The following is an 18,373-nucleotide window of genomic DNA, read 5'->3' as shown; positions in this document are numbered from 1 at the left end:
ACAAACAAACCGGTGCCAAAAAATGATTCGAGCGAGTCAGAATAGGCTTTGAAAACATATTCGAAGACCGTGTTCGCACCCCGTTTGCGCCAACATTTCTGGTAGCGTTCGAAGTGGCGGGACCGGACCTGTCAGGCTTTCGGGGCTTGGCGCATTCTCGCAGGCTGGCTAATCTGACCGGGCCTGTGTGGGTCCGGTTGGGTCGGGCAGGTCAAACATGAACAAGCTCCGAGCAGATGACAGTGCCGAACCCAGATTTCCCCGATGTCATGACCTGGATATTCGACGGATCCGGCAAAGCCGTGTCACTGGACCCCGATGACTTTGCCAGCTGGATACCGGCTGGATCGGAGGGGCTGTTCGCTTGGCAACACCTGAGGCTGGAAGCGCCAGGCACGGCTCCGCTTCTACGCGCCGGCGGGCTTGATGAGTTCGTGATCGACGCTCTGACGGCGGACGAGACCCGGCCCCGCTGTACCGTCCATGGCGATGGCGTAATCCTGAACCTGCGCGGAGTGAACCTGCAAGAAGGGCAACCGCCCGAGGACATGATCTCGGTCAGGCTGTGGTTGACGGAGAACAAGATCATCGGTGTCTGGCGCCGCCCCTTGGATGCGGTTGCGGACATGCTGGCGGCCATCGACCGCGGGCAGGCACCGAAATCGCCGGGTGACTTCGTCGCGCGCTTGGCCTTGCGGCTGGCAGATAGGGCCGAACCTGCGATCACCGATCTGAACGAACGTGTGGATGACATTGAGGAGGCGCTTCTTGAGGCGAATGCCGAGATTTCCCGGGCCGAGCTGGCGGCGATCCGCAGGTCCGCCATCGTTCTGCGCCGGTATTTGGTACCCCAGCGAGACGCGCTGACGACGCTCGAGATTGAAGACGTGCCGTGGCTGCAGGCTCACGACCGGTCGCGGTTGCGCGAAGCCTCGGAGCGCATCTACCGGATCGGCGAGGATCTGGCGGCTGTACGGGAACGGGTTCAGATCATACACGATCAGCTGATGGATGAACGGGCCGAACGTATGAACAACCGTATGCTCGTGCTGTCAGTGGTCAGCGCTGTCTTTCTGCCGCTGGGCCTGGTGGCGGGTGTTCTGGGGATCAATGTCGGTGGCATTCCCGGCGCCGAAAGTCCGCATGCGTTCTGGGTCGTTTGCGCCTTGCTGGTCGCACTTGGCGGGATGCTTCTGGGAGTAGCCAGGTGGCTTGGGATGTTCCGATAGAACTCGAGAGCTCAAAAGAAATGCCCCGCCGGTTGGAGCCAGCGGGGCAGGGTGTCATGCCTTTGGCCGGATCTTTGGTGGGGTCCAAAGATCCGATCAATGTATCAGGCCAATGAGCTGTCGATGCCCTTGCAGGCCTCGATCAGACCTTTCACGGCGTTGACCGAATTGTCGAAACCGGCCTGCTCTTCTTCATTGAGCTGGATGTTGACGACCTTTTCGATTCCGCCGGCGCCGATCACGGTCGGGACGCCCACATACATGCCCTTCACGCCCAACTCGCCATCGCAATAGGCGGCGCAGGGCAGAACGCGCTTCTGATCCTTCAGATAGGCTTCGGCCATCTCGATCGCCGAGGTCGCGGGGGCGTAATAGGCCGAGCCGGTCTTCAGCAGGCCGACGATCTCGGCGCCGCCGTCACGGGTGCGCTGTACGATGGCGTCCAGCTTCTCTTGCGTGGTCCAGCCCATCTTGACCAGATCGGGCAGCGGGATGCCCGCAACGGTCGAATAACGAACCGACGGTACCATCGTGTCGCCATGGCCGCCCAGAACGAAGGCGGTGACGTCTTTCATCGATACGTCGAACTCTTCGGCCAGGAAGTGGCGGAAACGGGCCGAGTCCAGCACGCCAGCCATGCCGCAGACCTTGTTGTGGGGCAGGCCCGAGAATTCGCGCAGCGCCCAGACCATCGCGTCCAGCGGGTTGGTGATGCAGATGACGAAGGCGTCGGGTGCATTGGCGGCGATGCCCTCACCGACCGACTTCATGACCTTCAGGTTGATGCCCAGCAGGTCATCGCGGCTCATGCCCGGCTTGCGCGGCACACCGGCGGTCACGATGCAGACATCGGCACCGGCGATGTCCTCGTAGGATTGGGTGCCTTTCAGCTTGGCGTCAAAGCCCTCGGACGGGCCGGATTCGGCGATGTCCAGCGCCTTGCCTTCCGGGATGCCCTCGGCGATGTCGAACAGAACGACATCCCCCAGTTCCTTCATTGCTGCGAGGTGGGCAAGCGTGCCCCCGATCTGACCTGCGCCGATCAGCGCGATCTTGGGTCTGGCCATTTGGATTGTCTCCGGTCGGTTTTGAAATCGCGGTTTTGCTAGTCGCTAAAACGCCGTTGCGCAAGGGTTCTGCGGCGCGGCATGCGACCGCATACCGTTTGCCTGCCCCCCGCCGGTTGCGCTAAACCACCCGCAGGACAAGCCGTTTCGGGGCCGCCGCATGGTTGAATTGAACCTGATGTTTTTTGCCGTGGCGATCCCGGCAGTGATCTTTGCGGGCATTTCCAAGGGCGGCTTCGGCTCGGGCGTGGCTTTTGCGTCGTCGTCGATTCTGGCGTTGATCCTTGATCCGGGGCAGGCGCTGGCGCTGATGTTGCCGATCCTGATGGTGATCGACCTGGCCACCCTGCGCCCCTACTGGAAACGGTGGAACTGGCCCGACGCGCGTCTGCTGATGCTGGGGGCAGTGCCGGGTGTGGCGCTGGGCGCGCTGCTGTACCGGGCGACCGACGAAGACCTGCTGCGCCTGCTGATCGGGGGCATCTCGGTGGGCTTCGTGGTCTGGCATGTGGCGCAATCCTGCGGCTGGGTGCGCGGTTTCGCCAACCGCCTGCCGCCTCCGGCCGGGCTGTTCGCCGGGCTGGTCGCTGGCTTCACCAGCTTTGTCAGCCACGCCGGCGGCCCGCCCGCCGCCGTCTACCTGCTGTCGCAACGCCTGACGAAAACCGAGTTCCAGGCCACCACCGTGCTGGTCTTCTGGGTCATCAACATCGCCAAGTTCGTCCCCTACGCCTATCTGGGCATGTTCACCCTGCAGACCGCCTGGGCCGACCTGCTGCTGACCCCCTTTGCCATCCTTGGCGCCTGGCTGGGCGTGCGTGCCCATTGGATGATGTCCGAGCGGCTGTTCTTCGGCATCGCCTATGTTCTGCTGACCCTGACCGGGTCAAAGCTGATCTGGGACGCGCTGACCTGATCCTCAGGTGTTCGGCGGCAGAGCTTCGGCCAGCACCTCATAGGCCTCGCCCGCGGCCACCAGGCAGGTCAGCCCGTTGGGCAGGGTCACCGTGATCGTCCAGGTGCCGGTGTCGTCCGAGGCAAAGACCTCCATGACCGTACCTTGCCGCGCCATGCCGATGCCGCGCCGGGTCTCGCCATAGGTCTCGGCCAGCCGTTGCAGCACGTCCGGCCGGGGCGCACAGTTCGGTGTTTGCGCCTGTACCTGCTGCGCCGCCAGCATCATGATGCCCAGCCCCATCGTCATCTGAAACAACCGCTCATACATTTCCGGCCCCCTTTGCCTGTTGATGGGATCAAGGCTGCCGGAACCCGCTGCAAATGCGGTAAAGCCACCGCGCGTTGCGTCACATGCTGCAATGCGGCGATTTTGGCCTTGAAGTTTCCGGCAAAAAATGCCCCATTCCGCGCAACTTTATTTCAACGAGAGGTTCCCATGGACCCGCGCCAGCGCCCCTACCGATCCGTTTTGTATATCCCCGGCTCCAGGGAGCGGGCGCTCGACAAGGCGCGCACGCTGCCGGTCGATGCCATCATCTTTGACCTCGAAGATGCCGTCGCCGCCGATGAAAAAGAGAACGCGCGCGAAACGCTCAAGGCCGCGCTGGTGACGGGCGGTTATGGTCCGCGCGTCAAGATCGTGCGAATCAACGGTCTCGACACCCCTTGGGGCCGCGCCGATGCCGAGGCCGTGCGCGAGATGGATGCCGACGTGGTGCTGCTGCCCAAGGTCAACTCGGCCGCCGACGTGGATGCGCTGGCCGCGATCACCGGCGACCTGCCGATCTGGGCGATGATGGAAACCCCGCGCGGGATGCTGAACGCGGCCGAGATCGCGGCGCACCCGCTGATGGCGGGCTTTGTCATGGGCACCAACGATCTGGCGAAAGAGCTGCAGACCCGCTTCCGCCCCGACCGCCTGCCGCTAATGACTTCGCTGGGCCTGTGCCTGCTGGCCGCCAAGGCCGAGGGGCTGGTGATCGTCGACGGCGTCTACAACGCCTTCAAGGATACCGAAGGTCTGGCCGCTGAATGCGCGCAGGGCCGCGACATGGGCTTTGACGGCAAGACCCTGATCCACCCCGCGCAGATCGAGACCGCCAACACCGCCTTCGCCCCTTCCGAGGCCGAGATCGACCTGGCCCGCCGCCAGATCGCCGCCTTCGAAGAGGTTCAGGCCCAAGGGCAGGGCGTTGCCGTGGTCGATGGCAAGATCGTGGAAAACCTGCACGTTGTAACTGCCCGCGAAATTCTGGCAAAAGCAGAGGCGATATCAGCTTTGCAAGCGGGGTAAGCCAGCATGGGCTTCGTTCTTCTCATTCTCGGCGTGGCGCTTTGGTGGGCCGCGCATCTGTTCAAACGCCTGATGCCCGCGCGCCGCGCGGCCATGGGCGACGCCGGAAAGGGCGCCGTCGCGGGTGCGCTGGTCGTGTCGATCCTGCTGATGATCTTCGGCTATCGCATGACCGATTTCATCCATGTCTGGGCACCGCCCAGCTTCATGATCCACGTCAACAACCTGCTGGTGCTGATCGCGATTTGGATGATGAGCCCGGCCGGAACCAAGGGCCGACTGCTGAACAAGGTGCGTCACCCGATGCTGGGCGGGTTCAAGCTCTGGGCCTTTGCGCATCTGCTGGTCAATGGTGATCTGGCGTCGATCATCCTGTTCGGCGGCCTGTTGGCCTGGGCCGTGGTCGAAGTGATCGTCATCAACAAGTCCGAGCCCGACTGGACCCCGGGCGAGCCCGGAACGCTGGGCAAGGACGCGATGTTCTTCGTGGCCTCGATCGTGCTGCTGGGCATCATCGGCTACATTCATGGGCTGGTCGGCCCGTCTCCGTTCCCGGGCTAGGCAGGTGATGTGATGGCAAAACTTTATCGACTGCTGACTGAAGAGGACACCTCGGACTTCTGCCACAAGGTGTCCGAGGCGCTGGCCAAAGGGTGGGAGCTGCACGGCTCTCCGGCCTATGCGTTCGATCCGTCCACCAGCAAGATGCGCTGTGCGCAGGCCGTGACCAAGGAGGTCGCGGCCGACTATTCCCCCGACATGAAACTGGGACAGCAATAATGGCAAAGACCAATCCGGGCCGCTTTTTCGAGGATTACTCCATCGGGCAGGTGCTGCACCACGCGGTGCCGCGCACCGTGACGGTGGGCGAGCGCGCGCTCTATCATGCGCTCTATCCCGCGCGCCACGCGCTTTATTCCTCGGACGAGTTCGCCCGGAGCTGCGGCCTGCCGCAAAGCCCGATCGACGATCTGGCGGCGTTCCATGTGGTGTTCGGCAAAACGGTGCCGGATGTGTCGCTGAACGCGGTCGCGAACCTGGGCTATGCCGAGGGTCGCTGGCTGCAGCCGGTTTATCCCGGTGACACCTTGCGGTCGGAATCCGAGGTGATCGGCCTCAAGCAGAACTCGAACGGCAAGACCGGCGTAGTCTGGGTGCGCACGCGCGGACTGAACCAGCGCGACGAAGTGGTGATCGAATACGTGCGCTGGGTGATGGTGCGGAAATCGAACCTCGACGCGCCTGCCCCGGAAACCGTGGTGCCGGACCTGAAAAAGGCGCTGGAGCCCGGCGACCTCGTGGTGCCGAACGGGCTGGATTTCAGCAAATACGACTTTGCTCTGGCCGGAGAACCGCACCGCTGGGGAGACTACCAGATCGGGGAAACCATCGACCATGTCGACGGCGTGACCGTGGAAGAGGCCGAGCACATGCTGGCCACCCGCCTGTGGCAGAACACCGCCAAGGTGCATTTCGACCTGACCTTCCGCCCCGATGGGCGGCTGATCTATGGCGGCCATGTGATTTCGATGGCGCGGGCCCTGTCCTTCAACGGACTGGCCAACGCGCAGATGATCGTAGGTCTGAACGGCGGAGCCCACGCCAACCCCTGTTTCGCGGGCGACACCATCAAGGCGTGGTCCGAAGTGGGGGACAAGGCCGAAACCGGGGTTCCCGGCGTGGGTGCGATCCGGTTGCGACTGGTGGCGACCAAGGGTGGCGAGCCCTTTGCCCTGCGCGGCCCGGATGGAAAATACAGCCCCGACGTTCTGCTGGATCTGGACTATTGGGCGCTGATGCCGATCTGAACGGGCTGACCCCCACAGTCTTGTGATCCCGACCGGGCCGAACCGTGCTAGGTTCGGCTCATGTCTTATCTGCGTATCCTTGCTGCTGCGCTCTGCCTTGCCCGCCCGGCGTCGGCCTGCGATCTGGCGCTGGCTTTAGCCGTGGATGTGTCCGGATCGGTCGACAGTTCGGAATACCGCATCCAGATGGATGGCCTGGCGGCCGGACTGCGCGACCCGGTCGTGTCCGAGGCGCTGGTGCGCGGCCAGGCCCGTTTGATGCTGGTGCAATGGACCGGGACCTCGCGGCAGCGGATCACCATCCCCTGGACCAAAATTGACGGGTTCGACGCACTGGATGCGTTTGCTGCAAAAGTGTCGGCCGATCCACGTGTCTGGCGCAATTTCTCGACCGCGATCGGTGAGGCGCTGGAAATGACCGTGAACAGCTTTCTCGAGGTGCCCGAGTGCAAGCGTCATCTGATCGACATCTCGGGGGACGGCGTCTCGAACGAAGGGGTCGAACCCACCGAGATCCGGGACCTTTTGCGCCGTCAGGGGATCACGGTGAACGCAATTGCGATCGAGGAGAGCGAACCAGACCTGACGGCCTATTTCTTTGAAAACGTCATAGTCGGCGAAGGGGCTTTCGTCGTATCGGCTGCCGGTTTCAAGGACTATCCCGAACGGATCCGGAAAAAACTTCTGCGTGAAGTCACGCGGCAGACTGCCGATCTGCGCTGAGCGCGGAAAGATTCGTGATCACATTGCTTGACCCTTGAAAACGCTAACATTGGAGGGTTGGAATGCATTTTGTGATCACGAGAATATTTTGTGTGATCACGTTTCCGAATTATCGGCCGAATTGCGGGTGATTTGATCTTTTTTGCGCGCGCAGCGCGTGACAGGGTCGCAAAATGGAGTAAAAACTTCGGTAGCCAACCTCAAAAGGAGCCGCCATGGCCGATGTCAATCGGGGGAACCGCCCGCTATCGCCGCATCTGTCGATCTATCGTCCGCAGTTGACCTCTGTCACTTCCATCCTGACCCGGATCACCGGCAACGCCATGTTGGTGGCAGCGCTGTTGATCGTCTGGTGGTTCCTGGCCGCGGCCACGTCGCCCGAAGCCTTTGATCGCGCCAATGGTGTGATCACGTCGCTCCTCGGGGACTTGGTCATGGCACTGTCGCTTTGGGGTCTTTGGTACCACACGCTTGCCGGCATCCGGCACCTGATCTGGGACAACGCGATCGGACTGGATATCCCGACAGCCTACAAGCTGGGCTGGGCGGTTGTGATCGGCTCTTTCGTGCTGACTTTACTGACACTGTTGATCGTTGCCTGAGGGAGGCTGACATGCGTTATCTTACCGACCGCAAACGCGCCGTAGGCCTGGGATCGGCCAAGTCGGGCACCGAACATTTTTGGGCGATGAAGGTCAGCTCGGTTGCGCTGCTTATCCTTGTCCCGCTTTTTGTCTTCACATTCGGCCCCACGCTGGGACAGCCCTTTGACGTGGTGCTGGACTATTACTCGCGGCCATTCCCGGCGATCGTGGCGGCCCTGACGCTGGCCGTCGGGTTCAAGCATTTCGCTGATGGTGCCCAGGTGATGATCGAGGACTATGTGCACGGCACAATGGAAAAGGTTCTGATCATTCTCGTGAAGTGTCTCTCTTATGGCGCCGCGGCCGCAGGTATCTTCGCCGTCGCCCGCATTGCCCTCTAACACCCCGGAGCTGAATGAAATGGCTGCTTACGAATACGAAACGCACGAATATGACGTGGTCGTGGTCGGCGCCGGTGGGGCCGGTCTGCGTGCCACGCTGGGCATGGCCGAACAAGGTCTGCGCACCGCTTGCGTAACCAAGGTTTTTCCGACCCGCTCGCACACCGTTGCGGCGCAGGGTGGCATTGCGGCGTCGCTGTCGAACATGGGCCCCGACCATTGGCAGTGGCACATGTATGACACCGTCAAGGGCTCGGACTGGCTGGGTGACACCGACGCGATGGAATACCTGGCGCGCGAAGCACCCAAGGCCGTCTATGAGTTGGAGCATTACGGTGTGCCGTTCTCGCGCACCGAAGAAGGCAAGATCTATCAGCGCCCCTTTGGTGGCCACACGACCGAATTCGGTGAAGGCCCCGCAGTTCAGCGCACCTGTGCCGCTGCCGACCGGACCGGTCACGCGATCCTGCACACGTTGTACGGGCAGTCACTGAAGAACAACGCGGAATTCTACATCGAATATTTCGCCATTGACCTGATCATGTCCGAAGACGGCCAGTGCCAAGGCGTTGTCTGCTGGAAGCTGGACGACGGCACCATGCATGTCTTCAACGCCAAGATGGTGGTTCTGGCCACGGGCGGTTACGGCCGCGCCTATTTCAGCGCGACCTCGGCCCACACCTGCACCGGCGACGGCGGCGGCATGGTGGCCCGTGCCGGCCTGGCCTTGCAGGACATGGAATTCGTGCAGTTTCACCCGACCGGCATCTACGGCTCGGGCTGCCTGATCACCGAAGGCGCCCGCGGCGAAGGCGGATATCTGACCAACTCGGAAGGTGAACGGTTCATGGAGCGCTACGCGCCCCAATACAAGGACCTCGCACCGCGCGACTATGTCTCGCGTTCGATGACCATGGAAATCCGCGAAGGGCGCGGCGTCGGTCCCGAAGGCGACCATATTCACCTGAACCTGAGCCATCTTCCGGCCGAAGCCCTGCACGAGCGTTTGCCGGGCATCTCGGAAAGCGCAAAGATTTTCGCCGGCGTGGATGTCACTAAGGAGCCGATCCCGGTTCTTCCGACCGTGCACTACAACATGGGCGGTATTCCGACCAACTATTGGGGCGAGGTGTTGAACCCGACCGCCGACGATCCGAACGCCGTCGTGCCCGGCCTGATGGCCGTCGGCGAAGCCGGTTGCGCGTCGGTTCACGGAGCGAACCGGTTGGGGTCGAACTCGTTGATCGACCTCGTGGTCTTTGGCCGTGCGGCGGCGATCCGGGCAGGCAAGGTCGTCGACCCCGAAACGCCCAACCCGGTCCTGAACCAGGCCTCGGTCGACAAGGCGTTTGATCGGTTCGATGCGGTGCGCAATGCCAGCGGTGCAATCCCGACGGCCGATCTGCGGCTTGAGATGCAGAAAACCATGCAGGCGGATGCTGCGGTGTTCCGGACGGCCAAGACCCTGGCCGAAGGGGTCGAGAAGATGACTGCAATCGCGGCCAAGATGGAGGACATCAAGGTCACGGATCGCAGCCTGATCTGGAACAGCGACTTGATGGAGACGCTGGAACTGACCAACCTGATGCCCAACGCGCTTGCCACAATCGTCGGCGCCGAGGCGCGGAAGGAATCCCGCGGCGCTCATGCACACGAAGACTTCACTGAGCGCGATGACGAAAACTGGCGTGTTCACACCGTGTCCCGGGTTGACGGGAACAAGGTCGAACTCAGCTATCGCCCGGTCATCGTCGATCCGCTGAGCACCGAGGCTGAAGGCGGTATCAGCCTTGAAAAGATCGCGCCCAAGGCGCGGACATTCTGAGGAGAGGAACACATGGTCCAACTGACCCTCCCTACGAATTCCCGGATTACGACGGGCAAAACCTGGCCGAAACCGGAAGGCGCGAGCAACGTGCGTAAGTTCCAGATCTACCGCTGGAATCCGGATGACGGGCAGAACCCTCGGGTCGACACCTATTTCGTCGACATGGACGATTGCGGGCCGATGGTTCTGGATGCGCTGATCTACATCAAGAACAAGGTCGACCCGACCCTGACCTTCCGCCGGTCGTGCCGCGAGGGGATCTGCGGTTCCTGCGCGATGAACATCGACGGGATCAACACGTTGGCCTGCATCTACGGCATGGACGAGATCAAGGGCGACGTGAAGATCTACCCGCTGCCGCACATGCCGGTGGTCAAGGACCTGATCCCGGATCTGACACATTTCTATGCGCAGCACGCTTCGATCATGCCGTGGCTGGAGACCAAGACCAACCGCCCTGCAAAAGAATGGAAGCAGTCGATCGAAGACCGGAAAAAACTGGATGGTCTGTACGAATGCGTCATGTGCGCCAGCTGCTCGACCTCGTGCCCCAGCTATTGGTGGAATGGCGACCGGTACCTTGGCCCCGCCGCGCTGCTGCACGCCTATCGCTGGATCATCGACAGCCGCGACGAGGCCACGGGCGAGCGTCTGGATCAGCTTGAGGATCCGTTCAAGCTGTATCGGTGCCATACGATCATGAACTGCGCAAAGACCTGCCCCAAGGGTCTGAACCCGGCCAAGGCGATTGCCGAGATCAAGAAGATGATGGTCGAACGCGCAGTTTGACCGATGACGACCAACGTGCTTGGCGTGTTGCGGCAAGTGCATGGCCCACATGCGAAATCATTGGATGTGGGCCGCCCCGGCCAAGACTATGTTGGGTATCGGGGAGGAGTGACGGATTGGAAACAGGATCACTCCGATGAAGAACGAATCCAAAAAAACAGACGCAGCCAAAGCCTTGGAATATCTTGAGCAAGCCTGGGCCTACTACGAGCCTGAGCCGGTCAAGCCTGCAAAGGATGCAGAGCCGGAGCTGTTTGAATACGCCAACGCGGCCTGAGTTTACCAAGCCAAGTCTTGAGTCCCGGCGCATATTGCGCGAAGCAGGGGAATGCCTGTTCTTCTGCTTCTGCTCGGCGCCGGCGTGTTCGCCTATTTCGTCTGGCGGTCACGCACGTCTTCTTTGACCCGCGACTGCCGGTGGCGGCAGCACAGGCAGGCCGGCACGTGGAGTTGCGCGTATTGCGGGGCGGTTTCCGTCTCCGAGACGCAGCCCACGCGGTGCGAACGAAGGTAAGCCCTATTGTCTGAGGGAAACGGGGTTTTCCCAAAGTTCGTTCTGGGTCAATCTGCGCAAAACAGCGGAAAGATGCAGAATGACAAATCCTCCTTCGGATGCCGCCGCCCGCCGCGGGATCGCTCCGGTCATTTGCTACCCAAATGACACCCTGCCCAGCGTTGACCTTGACCTGCTGCTGGACGCCCGAAAGAGCGCGCGAAAGACAGTCGAAGTTCTGGTGCCGCCACGTGATGCCCGCTGCTTTGAGGTGCCGGCCGGACACTTCTTTCGGATCACCTCGGTCGAAGGCCCGCAGGTCGGCGACCTGAACCTGTGGAACCTGCACGATCTGAACGAACGTTTCTATTCGGGCAAGACGCGTGCATTGCATGGCACCCATGTCACGACCGGCGAGCGGCTATGGTCCAGCTTTCCCTTTCTGCGCCCGATGGCCACGATCGTTGCGGACACCTTGGACTGGTACGGAATCGATCAATACGGTGGGTCGGTGCATGACGTGATCGGAACGCGTTGCGATCCGTATACTGGAAACCTGCTGTCGGGCACTCAATACCACCATTGCTGCCACTCCAACCTGACCCGGGCGCTGGCTGACCATACTGGTCTGGAAATACCAGTAGCCGAGCGTTTGGTGCACGACGTGTTGAACGTATTCATGTGCACCGGCTTTACCCGCGATACGGGGCAGTATTTTATGAAGGCTTCACCGGTTCGACCGGGTGACTATTTGGAGTTTTTCGCGGAAATCGACCTTCTGGGTGACCTCAGCGCCTGTCCGGGTGGGGATTGCTCGTCCGAACACTCGTCGGATACGGCCGCCTGTCACCCGCTGTTGGTCGAGGTTTTTGCACCTGCCGAAGGCACGCTGAGCGGCTGGCAAAGTCCGGCGCCCAATGGCTATGACCGTACGCATGGGTGCTGAGGCCCGGGGGTGACCCGGGCCGTTTTGTGTCAGGCGTTCGGGAACGCCGCCTGCAGCGCAATTTCCACCATGTCACCAAAGCTGCTCTGGCGCTCGGATGAGGGCAGGGCCTCGCCGGTCAGAAGGTGATCGGACACGGTCAGAACCGCCAGAGCCCGGCATTTGTGCCTCGCGGCCAGGATATACAGCTCGGCTGCCTCCATTTCGACACCCAGGATTCCGTGGCGCACCATCTGTTCGTTCAGGTCGGGGCGTTCGTCATAGAACACGTCAGACGAATAGATGCCGCCGATATGGGTTGCAGTGTCCTTGGCCTCGGCTGCCTTGGCGGCCGCCTGCAGCAGGCCCCAATCCGCACAAGGCGCAAAGTTGAGCTCTTTCATGATGCCCCGGGACGGGGTGCTGAGCGTCGTTGACGTCATGGCCAGGATTACATCCCGGACCTTCACGTTTTCCTGCATACTGCCGCAAGACCCGATGCGGATCAGGGTTTCTGCACCGTAGTCCCGGATCAATTCATTTACGTAAATGGACAGCGACGGCATTCCCATTCCGCTGCCCTGAATGGTGACCGGATTTCCTTTCCACTCGCCGGTGAAACCCAGCATCCCGCGGACATCGTTGACTTGCCGCACATTGCTCAGAAAAGTTTCGGCGGCCCATTTCGCACGATACGGATCACCCGGCAAAAGCACGGTTTCGGCGATTTCACCTTTTTCGGCGCCAATGTGAATTGTCATTTTGATACTTTTCCCGTTCAGATTTCCAGATCGGAAATATCTGCACCGGCTTTCAGCGCTTCGTGGACCCATTTTGGTTTACGCCCACGCCCCGTCCAGGTTTGCGCCGGATCGGCCGGATTGCGATATTTTGCTTTGGCTTTCGATCCCTTGCCGGACCGAGTGGGCTGAGATGCCAAGTCGGACAAGGAAAACCCATAAGCGGCAGCTGCTTTTTCAGCGGCCATCAATGCTTCCTGACGCTCTCTGGCCTCAGCGTTTTCCAGCGCCTTATCGACCTGATCGCGCAATTCAAGCAATTCCTTACGCGACAGCTTGTCCAGATTTATGCCCATTGTCGTTCTCCGTACCCACCTGATTCATTTTTTACTCATCAGGCAACGTTACGGAGAATCCCAATCAATGGCCATTCTTTTAACTAAATGGGCAATGGAATTAATTCTGGGCGATTATTCCGCGGCCATCGTTTTTGGATCGGCCAACAAAACGATATCCCCCATGATGGCATTCAGCTCGAAATTCTTGGGCGTATAGACTTTGGCAACACCCATCGATTGGAGGCGATCCGCATCCTCGTCCGGGATGATGCCTCCGACGACAACTGGAATATCACCCAGACCTGCGTCTCGAAGGCGTGTCATCACTTCTTGAACCAGCGGCAGGTGGCTGCCCGACAGGATCGACAGGCCGATCACATGGGCTTGCTGCTCGATGGCCGAAGCGACGATTTCGTCGGGGGTCAGGCGGATGCCGTCATAGGTGATGTCCATGCCGCAATCGCGGGCGCGGAAGGCGATCTGTTCGGCGCCGTTGGAATGACCGTCCAGACCCGGCTTGCCGACCAGGAATTTCAGGCGACGCCCCAGGCGGTCGCTGACCGCATCCACCGCCGCCCGCAGGTCGTCCAAGCCTTCGGTCTTGTTCGAGACCGACCCCGAAACGCCCGTCGGGCCGCGATAGGTGCCAAAGACGCGGCGCATCTCTTCTGCCCATTCGCCGGTGGTGACACCGGCCTTGGCCGCGGCGATCGAGGGCTCCATGATGTTGGCGCCCGATTGCGCGGCGGCGCGCAGATCGGCCAGCGCCGCGACCACGGCGGCGTCATCGCGGGCGGCACGCCAGTCGTTCAGGCGCGCGATCTGTTCCTGTTCGACCGCCGGATCGACGACCATGATCCCGCCATCCTCGGTCTGCAGGGGCGAGGGTTCGCCCTCGGTCCAGCGGTTCACGCCGACGACGATGGTTTCATTGCGCTCGATCCGGTTGAGACGCTCGGCGTTGGAATCCACCAGCCGCGATTTCATGTAGTCGATCGCCGCAACCGCACCACCCATCGAGTCCAGATTGGCCAGTTCGGCCCGGGCGCCCTGCTTCAGTTCCTCGACCTTGGCGTCGATCACCGGGTTGCCATCGAACAGGTCGTCGTATTCCAGCAGGTCGGTCTCATAAGCCAGGATCTGCTGCATCCGCATCGACCATTGCTGGTCCCAGGGGCGCGGCAGGCCCAAGGCCTCATTCCACGCTGGCAGTTGCACCGCCCGGGCGCGCGCCTTTTTCGACAGGGTCACGGCCAGCATCTCGATCAGGATGCGATAGACGTTGTTTTCGGGCTGCTGCTCGGTCAGGCCCAGCGAGTTGACCTGAACGCCATAGCGGAATCGGCGGAACTTGGGGTTTTCCACGCCATAGCGCTGTTGCAGGATTTCATCCCAAAGATCGACGAAAGCTCGCATTTTGCACATTTCGGTGACAAACCGGATGCCCGCATTCACGAAAAACGAGATGCGGCCGCACAGTGCCGGAAAATCCTCGGCCGGAACACGGGGGCGCAGCTCGTCCAGCACGGCGATGGCGGTGGCCAGCGCATAGGCCAGCTCCTGCTCGGGCGTCGCGCCGGCCTCTTGCAGGTGGTAGGAACACACGTTCATCGGGTTCCATTTCGGTACGTTCGAATAACAGTACTCGGCCACATCCGCGATCATCTTCAGCGAAGGTTTGGGCGGGCAGACATAAGTGCCGCGGCTCAGGTATTCCTTGATCAGGTCATTCTGTACCGTGCCCTGCAGCTTGGACACATCGGCGCCTTGTTCCTCGGCCACCGCGATATACAGCGCCAGCAGCCAGGGGGCAGTCGCGTTGATCGTCATCGAGGTGTTCATCTGCTCCAGCGGGATCTGGTCGAACAGCACCCGCATGTCGCCCAGGTGGCAGACCGGCACGCCGACCTTTCCGACCTCGCCCCGGGCCAGGGTGTGATCGCTGTCGTACCCGGTCTGCGTCGGCAGGTCGAAAGCCACCGACAGGCCGGTCTGCCCTTTGGCCAGGTTGGATCTGTAAAGCGCGTTCGAGGCTTTGGCCGTGGAATGACCGGCATAGGTTCGGATGAGCCAGGGGCGGTCTTTCTGCGTCTGCGTCATGGTCAGAGCCTCATGCGTCGATGGGTAACAATATTTCTCTCATGGGTTCTAAAGCGCAATTTTCAGCACATGTCAATTCGCTGCGTTGCGGCATGTACGGCGTGCTGCCGATTGTGACAGCGGCGGTTTGATGGCACTGTGCGGGCATGACGCAGACCGTTGAGTTACCGATTTGGCTGTTTGTTCTGATCGTGGTGTTTGCCGCGGTCACTTTTGCTTCGCATTTCCTGTTCCCGTCGGTGCGCTGGTTCTTTCGCCGCCGGCTTGAACGGGCTGTTGAACGCTTGAACCAGCGCCTGCAACGGCCGATCCAGCCGTTCAAACTGGCCGAGCGTCATGACATGATCCAACGCCTGATCTATGACCCGCAGGTTGGTCAGGCTGTTCAGCACCACGCCGAAGAGAATGGCATCCCCGAAGCGGTCGCGTTCGAGCAGGCACGGCGCTACGCCCGGGAAATCGTCCCGTCGTTTTCGGCCTTCATGTATTTCAGCTTTGCCATTCGGTTGGCTCGATGGTTGAGCAACGCGTTCTACAATGTCCGCCTCAGCCACGAGGACGAGGCCGCATTGAAGGAGATCGATCCCAAAGCAACCGTGGTCTTTGTGATGAATCACCGGAGCAACATGGATTATGTTCTGGTGACCTATTTGGCCGCGCAACAGTCGGCGCTGTCCTATGCGGTGGGCGAGTGGGCACGGGTCTGGCCGCTCAGCCGGTTGATCCGCGCGATGGGGGCCTATTTCATCCGGCGCAAGTCCGGCAGCGAACTCTACCGGCAGGTTCTGGCCAGCTATGTGCGCCTGGCCACCAATGCCGGTGTGACGCAGGCGATGTTCCCCGAGGGCGGTCTGAGCCTCACCGGGTCTTTGGGACGACCCAAACTGGGACTGCTGAAATACATCATCGACGGCACCAGTCCCGATGGTCGCGACGTCGTGTTCGTGCCGGTTGCGCTGAACTATGACCGGGTGCTGGAGGATACGATTCTGACCACCGCCGCCTCGGGCAGCGAACGGCGTTTCCGCGCGCGGATCGGCGTGATCACAAGGTGGAGCCTGAAACAGATATGGCGCCGTATCATCGGGCGCTACAAACGGTTCGGTCTTGCCTCGGTTCGATACGGCCTGCCCATTTCGCTGCAAGAGTTCCGCGAACAAGCCGGCCCGGACCTGATGACGGATCTGGCCCGAGAACTGATGCGCCGGATTGGGCGGGCGATTCCTTTGGTCCCAGCGCCCGCCGCGTGCTGGCTCGTTCGCGAAAACGGCACCATCTCCGAGTCTGACGTTCAGTCACGGATCGCCGAGCTGATGCGGCGGGAGGGCGCCACGGACGAAGACCTGAAGGCCATCCCGCCAGCGATCGAACAACTGGTCGAACGGCGAATACTGAGCAGAAACAACGGTATGCTGTCGCCATCGGTCGAGCGGCTGGATCTGATGCAGTATTATGCGGCCTCAGCGCCCATCAGCGAAGATCCGGATGGTTCTGCGGCTGCAAAAGAAATTTCTGCGGCTGCTGGGTCATAAAATTACAATAATGATCCAAAATAGGTTGCAAAATTACTCGCGGGCCAATATTCCAGCCTATGAAGCACGCGATTCTGCGTCGCGGCGAACATGTTTGACAGAGGAGGCCACAATGGCTTTGGACACCGACGGCGGCATCGCGTCCTACGAGGCACCGGAAAAAGACCTCTACGAGATGGGTGAAATCCCTCCGATGGGATATGTGCCCAAACAGATGTATGCGTGGGCCATCCGCAAAGAGCGCCACGGCGAGCCCGACACTGCGATGCAGTTGGAAGTGGTCGATGTGCCCAAGTTGGACAGCCACGAAGTGCTGGTTCTGGTGATGGCGGCGGGTGTCAACTACAACGGTGTTTGGGCCTCGCTCGGCAAGCCGATCAGCCCCTTCGATGGTCACCAAGCCCCGTATCACATCGCCGGATCGGATGCGTCTGGCATCGTCTGGGCGGTGGGCGACAAGGTGAAACGCTGGAAGGTCGGCGACGAGGTCGTGATCCACTGCAACCAGGACGACGGCGACGATGAAGAGTGCAACGGCGGTGACCCGATGTATTCGCCCAGCCAGCGCATCTGGGGCTATGAAACGCCCGATGGGTCATTTGCGCAATTCACCAACGTGCAGGCGCAACAGCTGATGCCGCGCCCCAAGCACCTGACTTGGGAAGAAAGTGCCTGCTATACGCTTACGCTGGCCACTGCCTATCGGATGCTGTTCGGGCATGAGCCGCATGACCTGAAGCCGGGTCAGAACGTTCTGGTCTGGGGCGCGTCGGGGGGTCTGGGCTCCTATGCGATCCAGCTGATCAACACGGCCGGCGCCAACGCGATCGGCGTGATCTCGGACGAAAGCAAGCGCGACTTCGTCATGGGCTTGGGCGCCAAGGGCGTCATCAACCGCAAGGACTTCAACTGCTGGGGCCAGTTGCCCACGGTCAACACGCCTGAATATGCCGAGTGGTTCAAGGAAGCCCGCAAATTCGGAAAGGCGATCTGGGACATCACGGGCAAGGGCGTGAACGTCGACATGGTGTTCGAACACCCCGGCGAGAGCACCTTCCCGGTCTCGACCTTCGTCGTCAAAAAAGGCGGCATGGTCGTGATCTGCGCCGGGACCACCGGCTACAACCTGACCTTTGACGTTCGGTACATGTGGATGCACCAGAAGCGTCTGCAGGGTTCGCATTTCGCGCATCTCAAGCAGGCGTCCGCTGCAAACCGGCTGATGCTGGAGCGGCGTCTCGATCCCTGCATGTCCGAAGTGTTCACTTGGAAAGAACTGCCCGAGGCGCACATGAAAATGATGCGGAACGAGCACAAGCCGGGCAACATGTCTGTCTTGGTTCAGGCCCCGCGTACGGGCATGCGGACCTTGGAAGAGGTTCTGGACGCCCGCGGTTGATCACCGCGCTTTGAAAGCAAGCGCCCGCGAATCGTTCAGACGGTTCGCGGGCGTTTTGCGTTCAGAAGATGGGATATTGTTTTTCAATGCCATGCAAATTCGGGACCCGCTGTTTTTGGGGAGTAGAAAGCAGTGAATAGGCAAGAAAACAACGTACATGTTATGG

Annotated in this window: 20 protein-coding genes; 15 read left to right on the top strand and 5 right to left on the bottom strand. The window is 61.0% G+C overall.

Features of this window, described 5'->3' with window-relative positions; translation table 11 throughout:
* The first annotated feature begins 236 nt into the window (after positions 1–236).
* Positions 237–1,229: a zinc transporter ZntB gene (locus ACR0BA_RS13305; protein WP_480728357.1), complete on the top strand. Its 993-nt coding sequence runs from the start codon at positions 237–239 to the stop codon at positions 1,227–1,229.
* A 104-nt stretch (positions 1,230–1,333) separates the two neighbouring features.
* Here the strand turns inward: ACR0BA_RS13305 and mdh are convergent, their stop codons facing one another.
* Positions 1,334–2,296, bottom strand: a complete 963-nt coding sequence (gene mdh, locus ACR0BA_RS13300; protein ID WP_170342201.1) for a malate dehydrogenase — start codon at positions 2,294–2,296, stop codon at positions 1,334–1,336.
* Positions 2,297–2,456: 160 nt separating this feature from the next.
* Here mdh and ACR0BA_RS13295 point away from each other — a divergent pair, with 160 nt between their 5' ends.
* Positions 2,457–3,212, top strand: coding sequence for a sulfite exporter TauE/SafE family protein (locus tag ACR0BA_RS13295; RefSeq protein WP_480728355.1), 756 nt, complete (start codon positions 2,457–2,459; stop codon positions 3,210–3,212).
* A 3-nt stretch (positions 3,213–3,215) separates the two neighbouring features.
* Here ACR0BA_RS13295 and ACR0BA_RS13290 read toward each other — a convergent pair whose 3' ends face one another.
* Entirely contained in the window at positions 3,216–3,521 is a 306-nt protein-coding gene (locus tag ACR0BA_RS13290; protein ID WP_480728354.1) for a hypothetical protein, read from the bottom strand.
* Positions 3,522–3,689: 168 nt separating this feature from the next.
* Here ACR0BA_RS13290 and ACR0BA_RS13285 point away from each other — a divergent pair, with 168 nt between their 5' ends.
* The 11 genes from ACR0BA_RS13285 (at position 3,690) to ACR0BA_RS13235 (ending at position 12,119) form a co-directional block, all read left to right on the top strand.
* Positions 3,690–4,547 carry an HpcH/HpaI aldolase/citrate lyase family protein gene (locus ACR0BA_RS13285; RefSeq protein ID WP_480728352.1) on the top strand — a complete coding sequence of 286 codons (858 nt, stop codon included), beginning with the start codon at positions 3,690–3,692 and terminating at the stop codon, positions 4,545–4,547.
* A 6-nt stretch (positions 4,548–4,553) separates the two neighbouring features.
* Positions 4,554–5,108, top strand: a complete 555-nt coding sequence (locus ACR0BA_RS13280; protein WP_480728351.1) for an NnrU family protein — start codon at positions 4,554–4,556, stop codon at positions 5,106–5,108.
* Between the two features lie 12 nt (positions 5,109–5,120).
* Positions 5,121–5,327 (top strand): DUF1737 domain-containing protein, encoded by a 207-nt coding sequence (locus ACR0BA_RS13275; protein ID WP_170343327.1) that lies wholly within the window; start codon positions 5,121–5,123, stop codon positions 5,325–5,327.
* On the top strand, positions 5,327–6,355 hold the full coding sequence (locus ACR0BA_RS13270; protein ID WP_480728350.1) for a MaoC family dehydratase: 1,029 nt from the start codon (positions 5,327–5,329) through the stop codon (positions 6,353–6,355). Before ACR0BA_RS13275 ends, ACR0BA_RS13270 begins: the two co-directional genes overlap by 1 nt.
* Before the next feature lie 60 nt (positions 6,356–6,415).
* The gene (locus ACR0BA_RS13265; RefSeq protein WP_480728348.1) at positions 6,416–7,078 is read left to right on the top strand and encodes a DUF1194 domain-containing protein; all 663 of its coding nucleotides are present in this window, start codon (positions 6,416–6,418) and stop codon (positions 7,076–7,078) included.
* A gap of 215 nt (positions 7,079–7,293) precedes the next feature.
* Entirely contained in the window at positions 7,294–7,680 is a 387-nt protein-coding gene (gene sdhC, locus ACR0BA_RS13260; protein WP_170360135.1) for a succinate dehydrogenase, cytochrome b556 subunit, read from the top strand.
* Between the two features lie 11 nt (positions 7,681–7,691).
* Positions 7,692–8,063, top strand: a complete 372-nt coding sequence (gene sdhD, locus ACR0BA_RS13255; protein WP_093963475.1) for a succinate dehydrogenase, hydrophobic membrane anchor protein — start codon at positions 7,692–7,694, stop codon at positions 8,061–8,063.
* 19 nt (positions 8,064–8,082) lie between these two features.
* Positions 8,083–9,888 carry a succinate dehydrogenase flavoprotein subunit gene (gene sdhA / locus ACR0BA_RS13250; RefSeq protein WP_093963474.1) on the top strand — a complete coding sequence of 602 codons (1,806 nt, stop codon included), beginning with the start codon at positions 8,083–8,085 and terminating at the stop codon, positions 9,886–9,888.
* 12 nt (positions 9,889–9,900) lie between these two features.
* Complete coding sequence (locus ACR0BA_RS13245) at positions 9,901–10,680, top strand: succinate dehydrogenase iron-sulfur subunit (RefSeq protein WP_170343321.1); 780 nt, start codon at positions 9,901–9,903, stop codon at positions 10,678–10,680.
* Between the two features lie 136 nt (positions 10,681–10,816).
* A complete protein-coding gene (locus ACR0BA_RS13240; protein ID WP_170343320.1) occupies positions 10,817–10,957 on the top strand; it encodes a hypothetical protein in 141 nt (46 codons plus the stop codon).
* Between the two features lie 316 nt (positions 10,958–11,273).
* Positions 11,274–12,119 (top strand): urea carboxylase-associated family protein, encoded by an 846-nt coding sequence (locus tag ACR0BA_RS13235; RefSeq protein WP_480728346.1) that lies wholly within the window; start codon positions 11,274–11,276, stop codon positions 12,117–12,119.
* A gap of 29 nt (positions 12,120–12,148) precedes the next feature.
* Here the strand turns inward: ACR0BA_RS13235 and deoD are convergent, their stop codons facing one another.
* The 3 genes from deoD to ACR0BA_RS13220 form a co-directional block, all read right to left on the bottom strand.
* Complete coding sequence (deoD, locus tag ACR0BA_RS13230; protein ID WP_093963470.1) at positions 12,149–12,859, bottom strand: purine-nucleoside phosphorylase; 711 nt, start codon at positions 12,857–12,859, stop codon at positions 12,149–12,151.
* Positions 12,860–12,876: 17 nt separating this feature from the next.
* Positions 12,877–13,194, bottom strand: coding sequence for an H-NS histone family protein (locus ACR0BA_RS13225; RefSeq protein ID WP_170342178.1), 318 nt, complete (start codon positions 13,192–13,194; stop codon positions 12,877–12,879).
* A gap of 114 nt (positions 13,195–13,308) precedes the next feature.
* Positions 13,309–15,276: a protein meaA gene (locus ACR0BA_RS13220; RefSeq protein WP_480728345.1), complete on the bottom strand. Its 1,968-nt coding sequence runs from the start codon at positions 15,274–15,276 to the stop codon at positions 13,309–13,311.
* Positions 15,277–15,422: 146 nt separating this feature from the next.
* Here ACR0BA_RS13220 and ACR0BA_RS13215 point away from each other — a divergent pair, with 146 nt between their 5' ends.
* A complete protein-coding gene (locus ACR0BA_RS13215) occupies positions 15,423–16,808 on the top strand; it encodes a 1-acyl-sn-glycerol-3-phosphate acyltransferase (RefSeq protein ID WP_480728344.1) in 1,386 nt (461 codons plus the stop codon).
* A 112-nt stretch (positions 16,809–16,920) separates the two neighbouring features.
* Complete coding sequence (ccrA, locus tag ACR0BA_RS13210; RefSeq protein ID WP_093963466.1) at positions 16,921–18,207, top strand: crotonyl-CoA carboxylase/reductase; 1,287 nt, start codon at positions 16,921–16,923, stop codon at positions 18,205–18,207.
* Positions 18,208–18,373: the final 166 nt, after the last annotated feature.

The sequence above is a fragment of the Ruegeria sp. CI5 genome (genome assembly GCF_056536885.1).
This window is presented reverse-complemented; position numbering and strand designations above follow the sequence as displayed.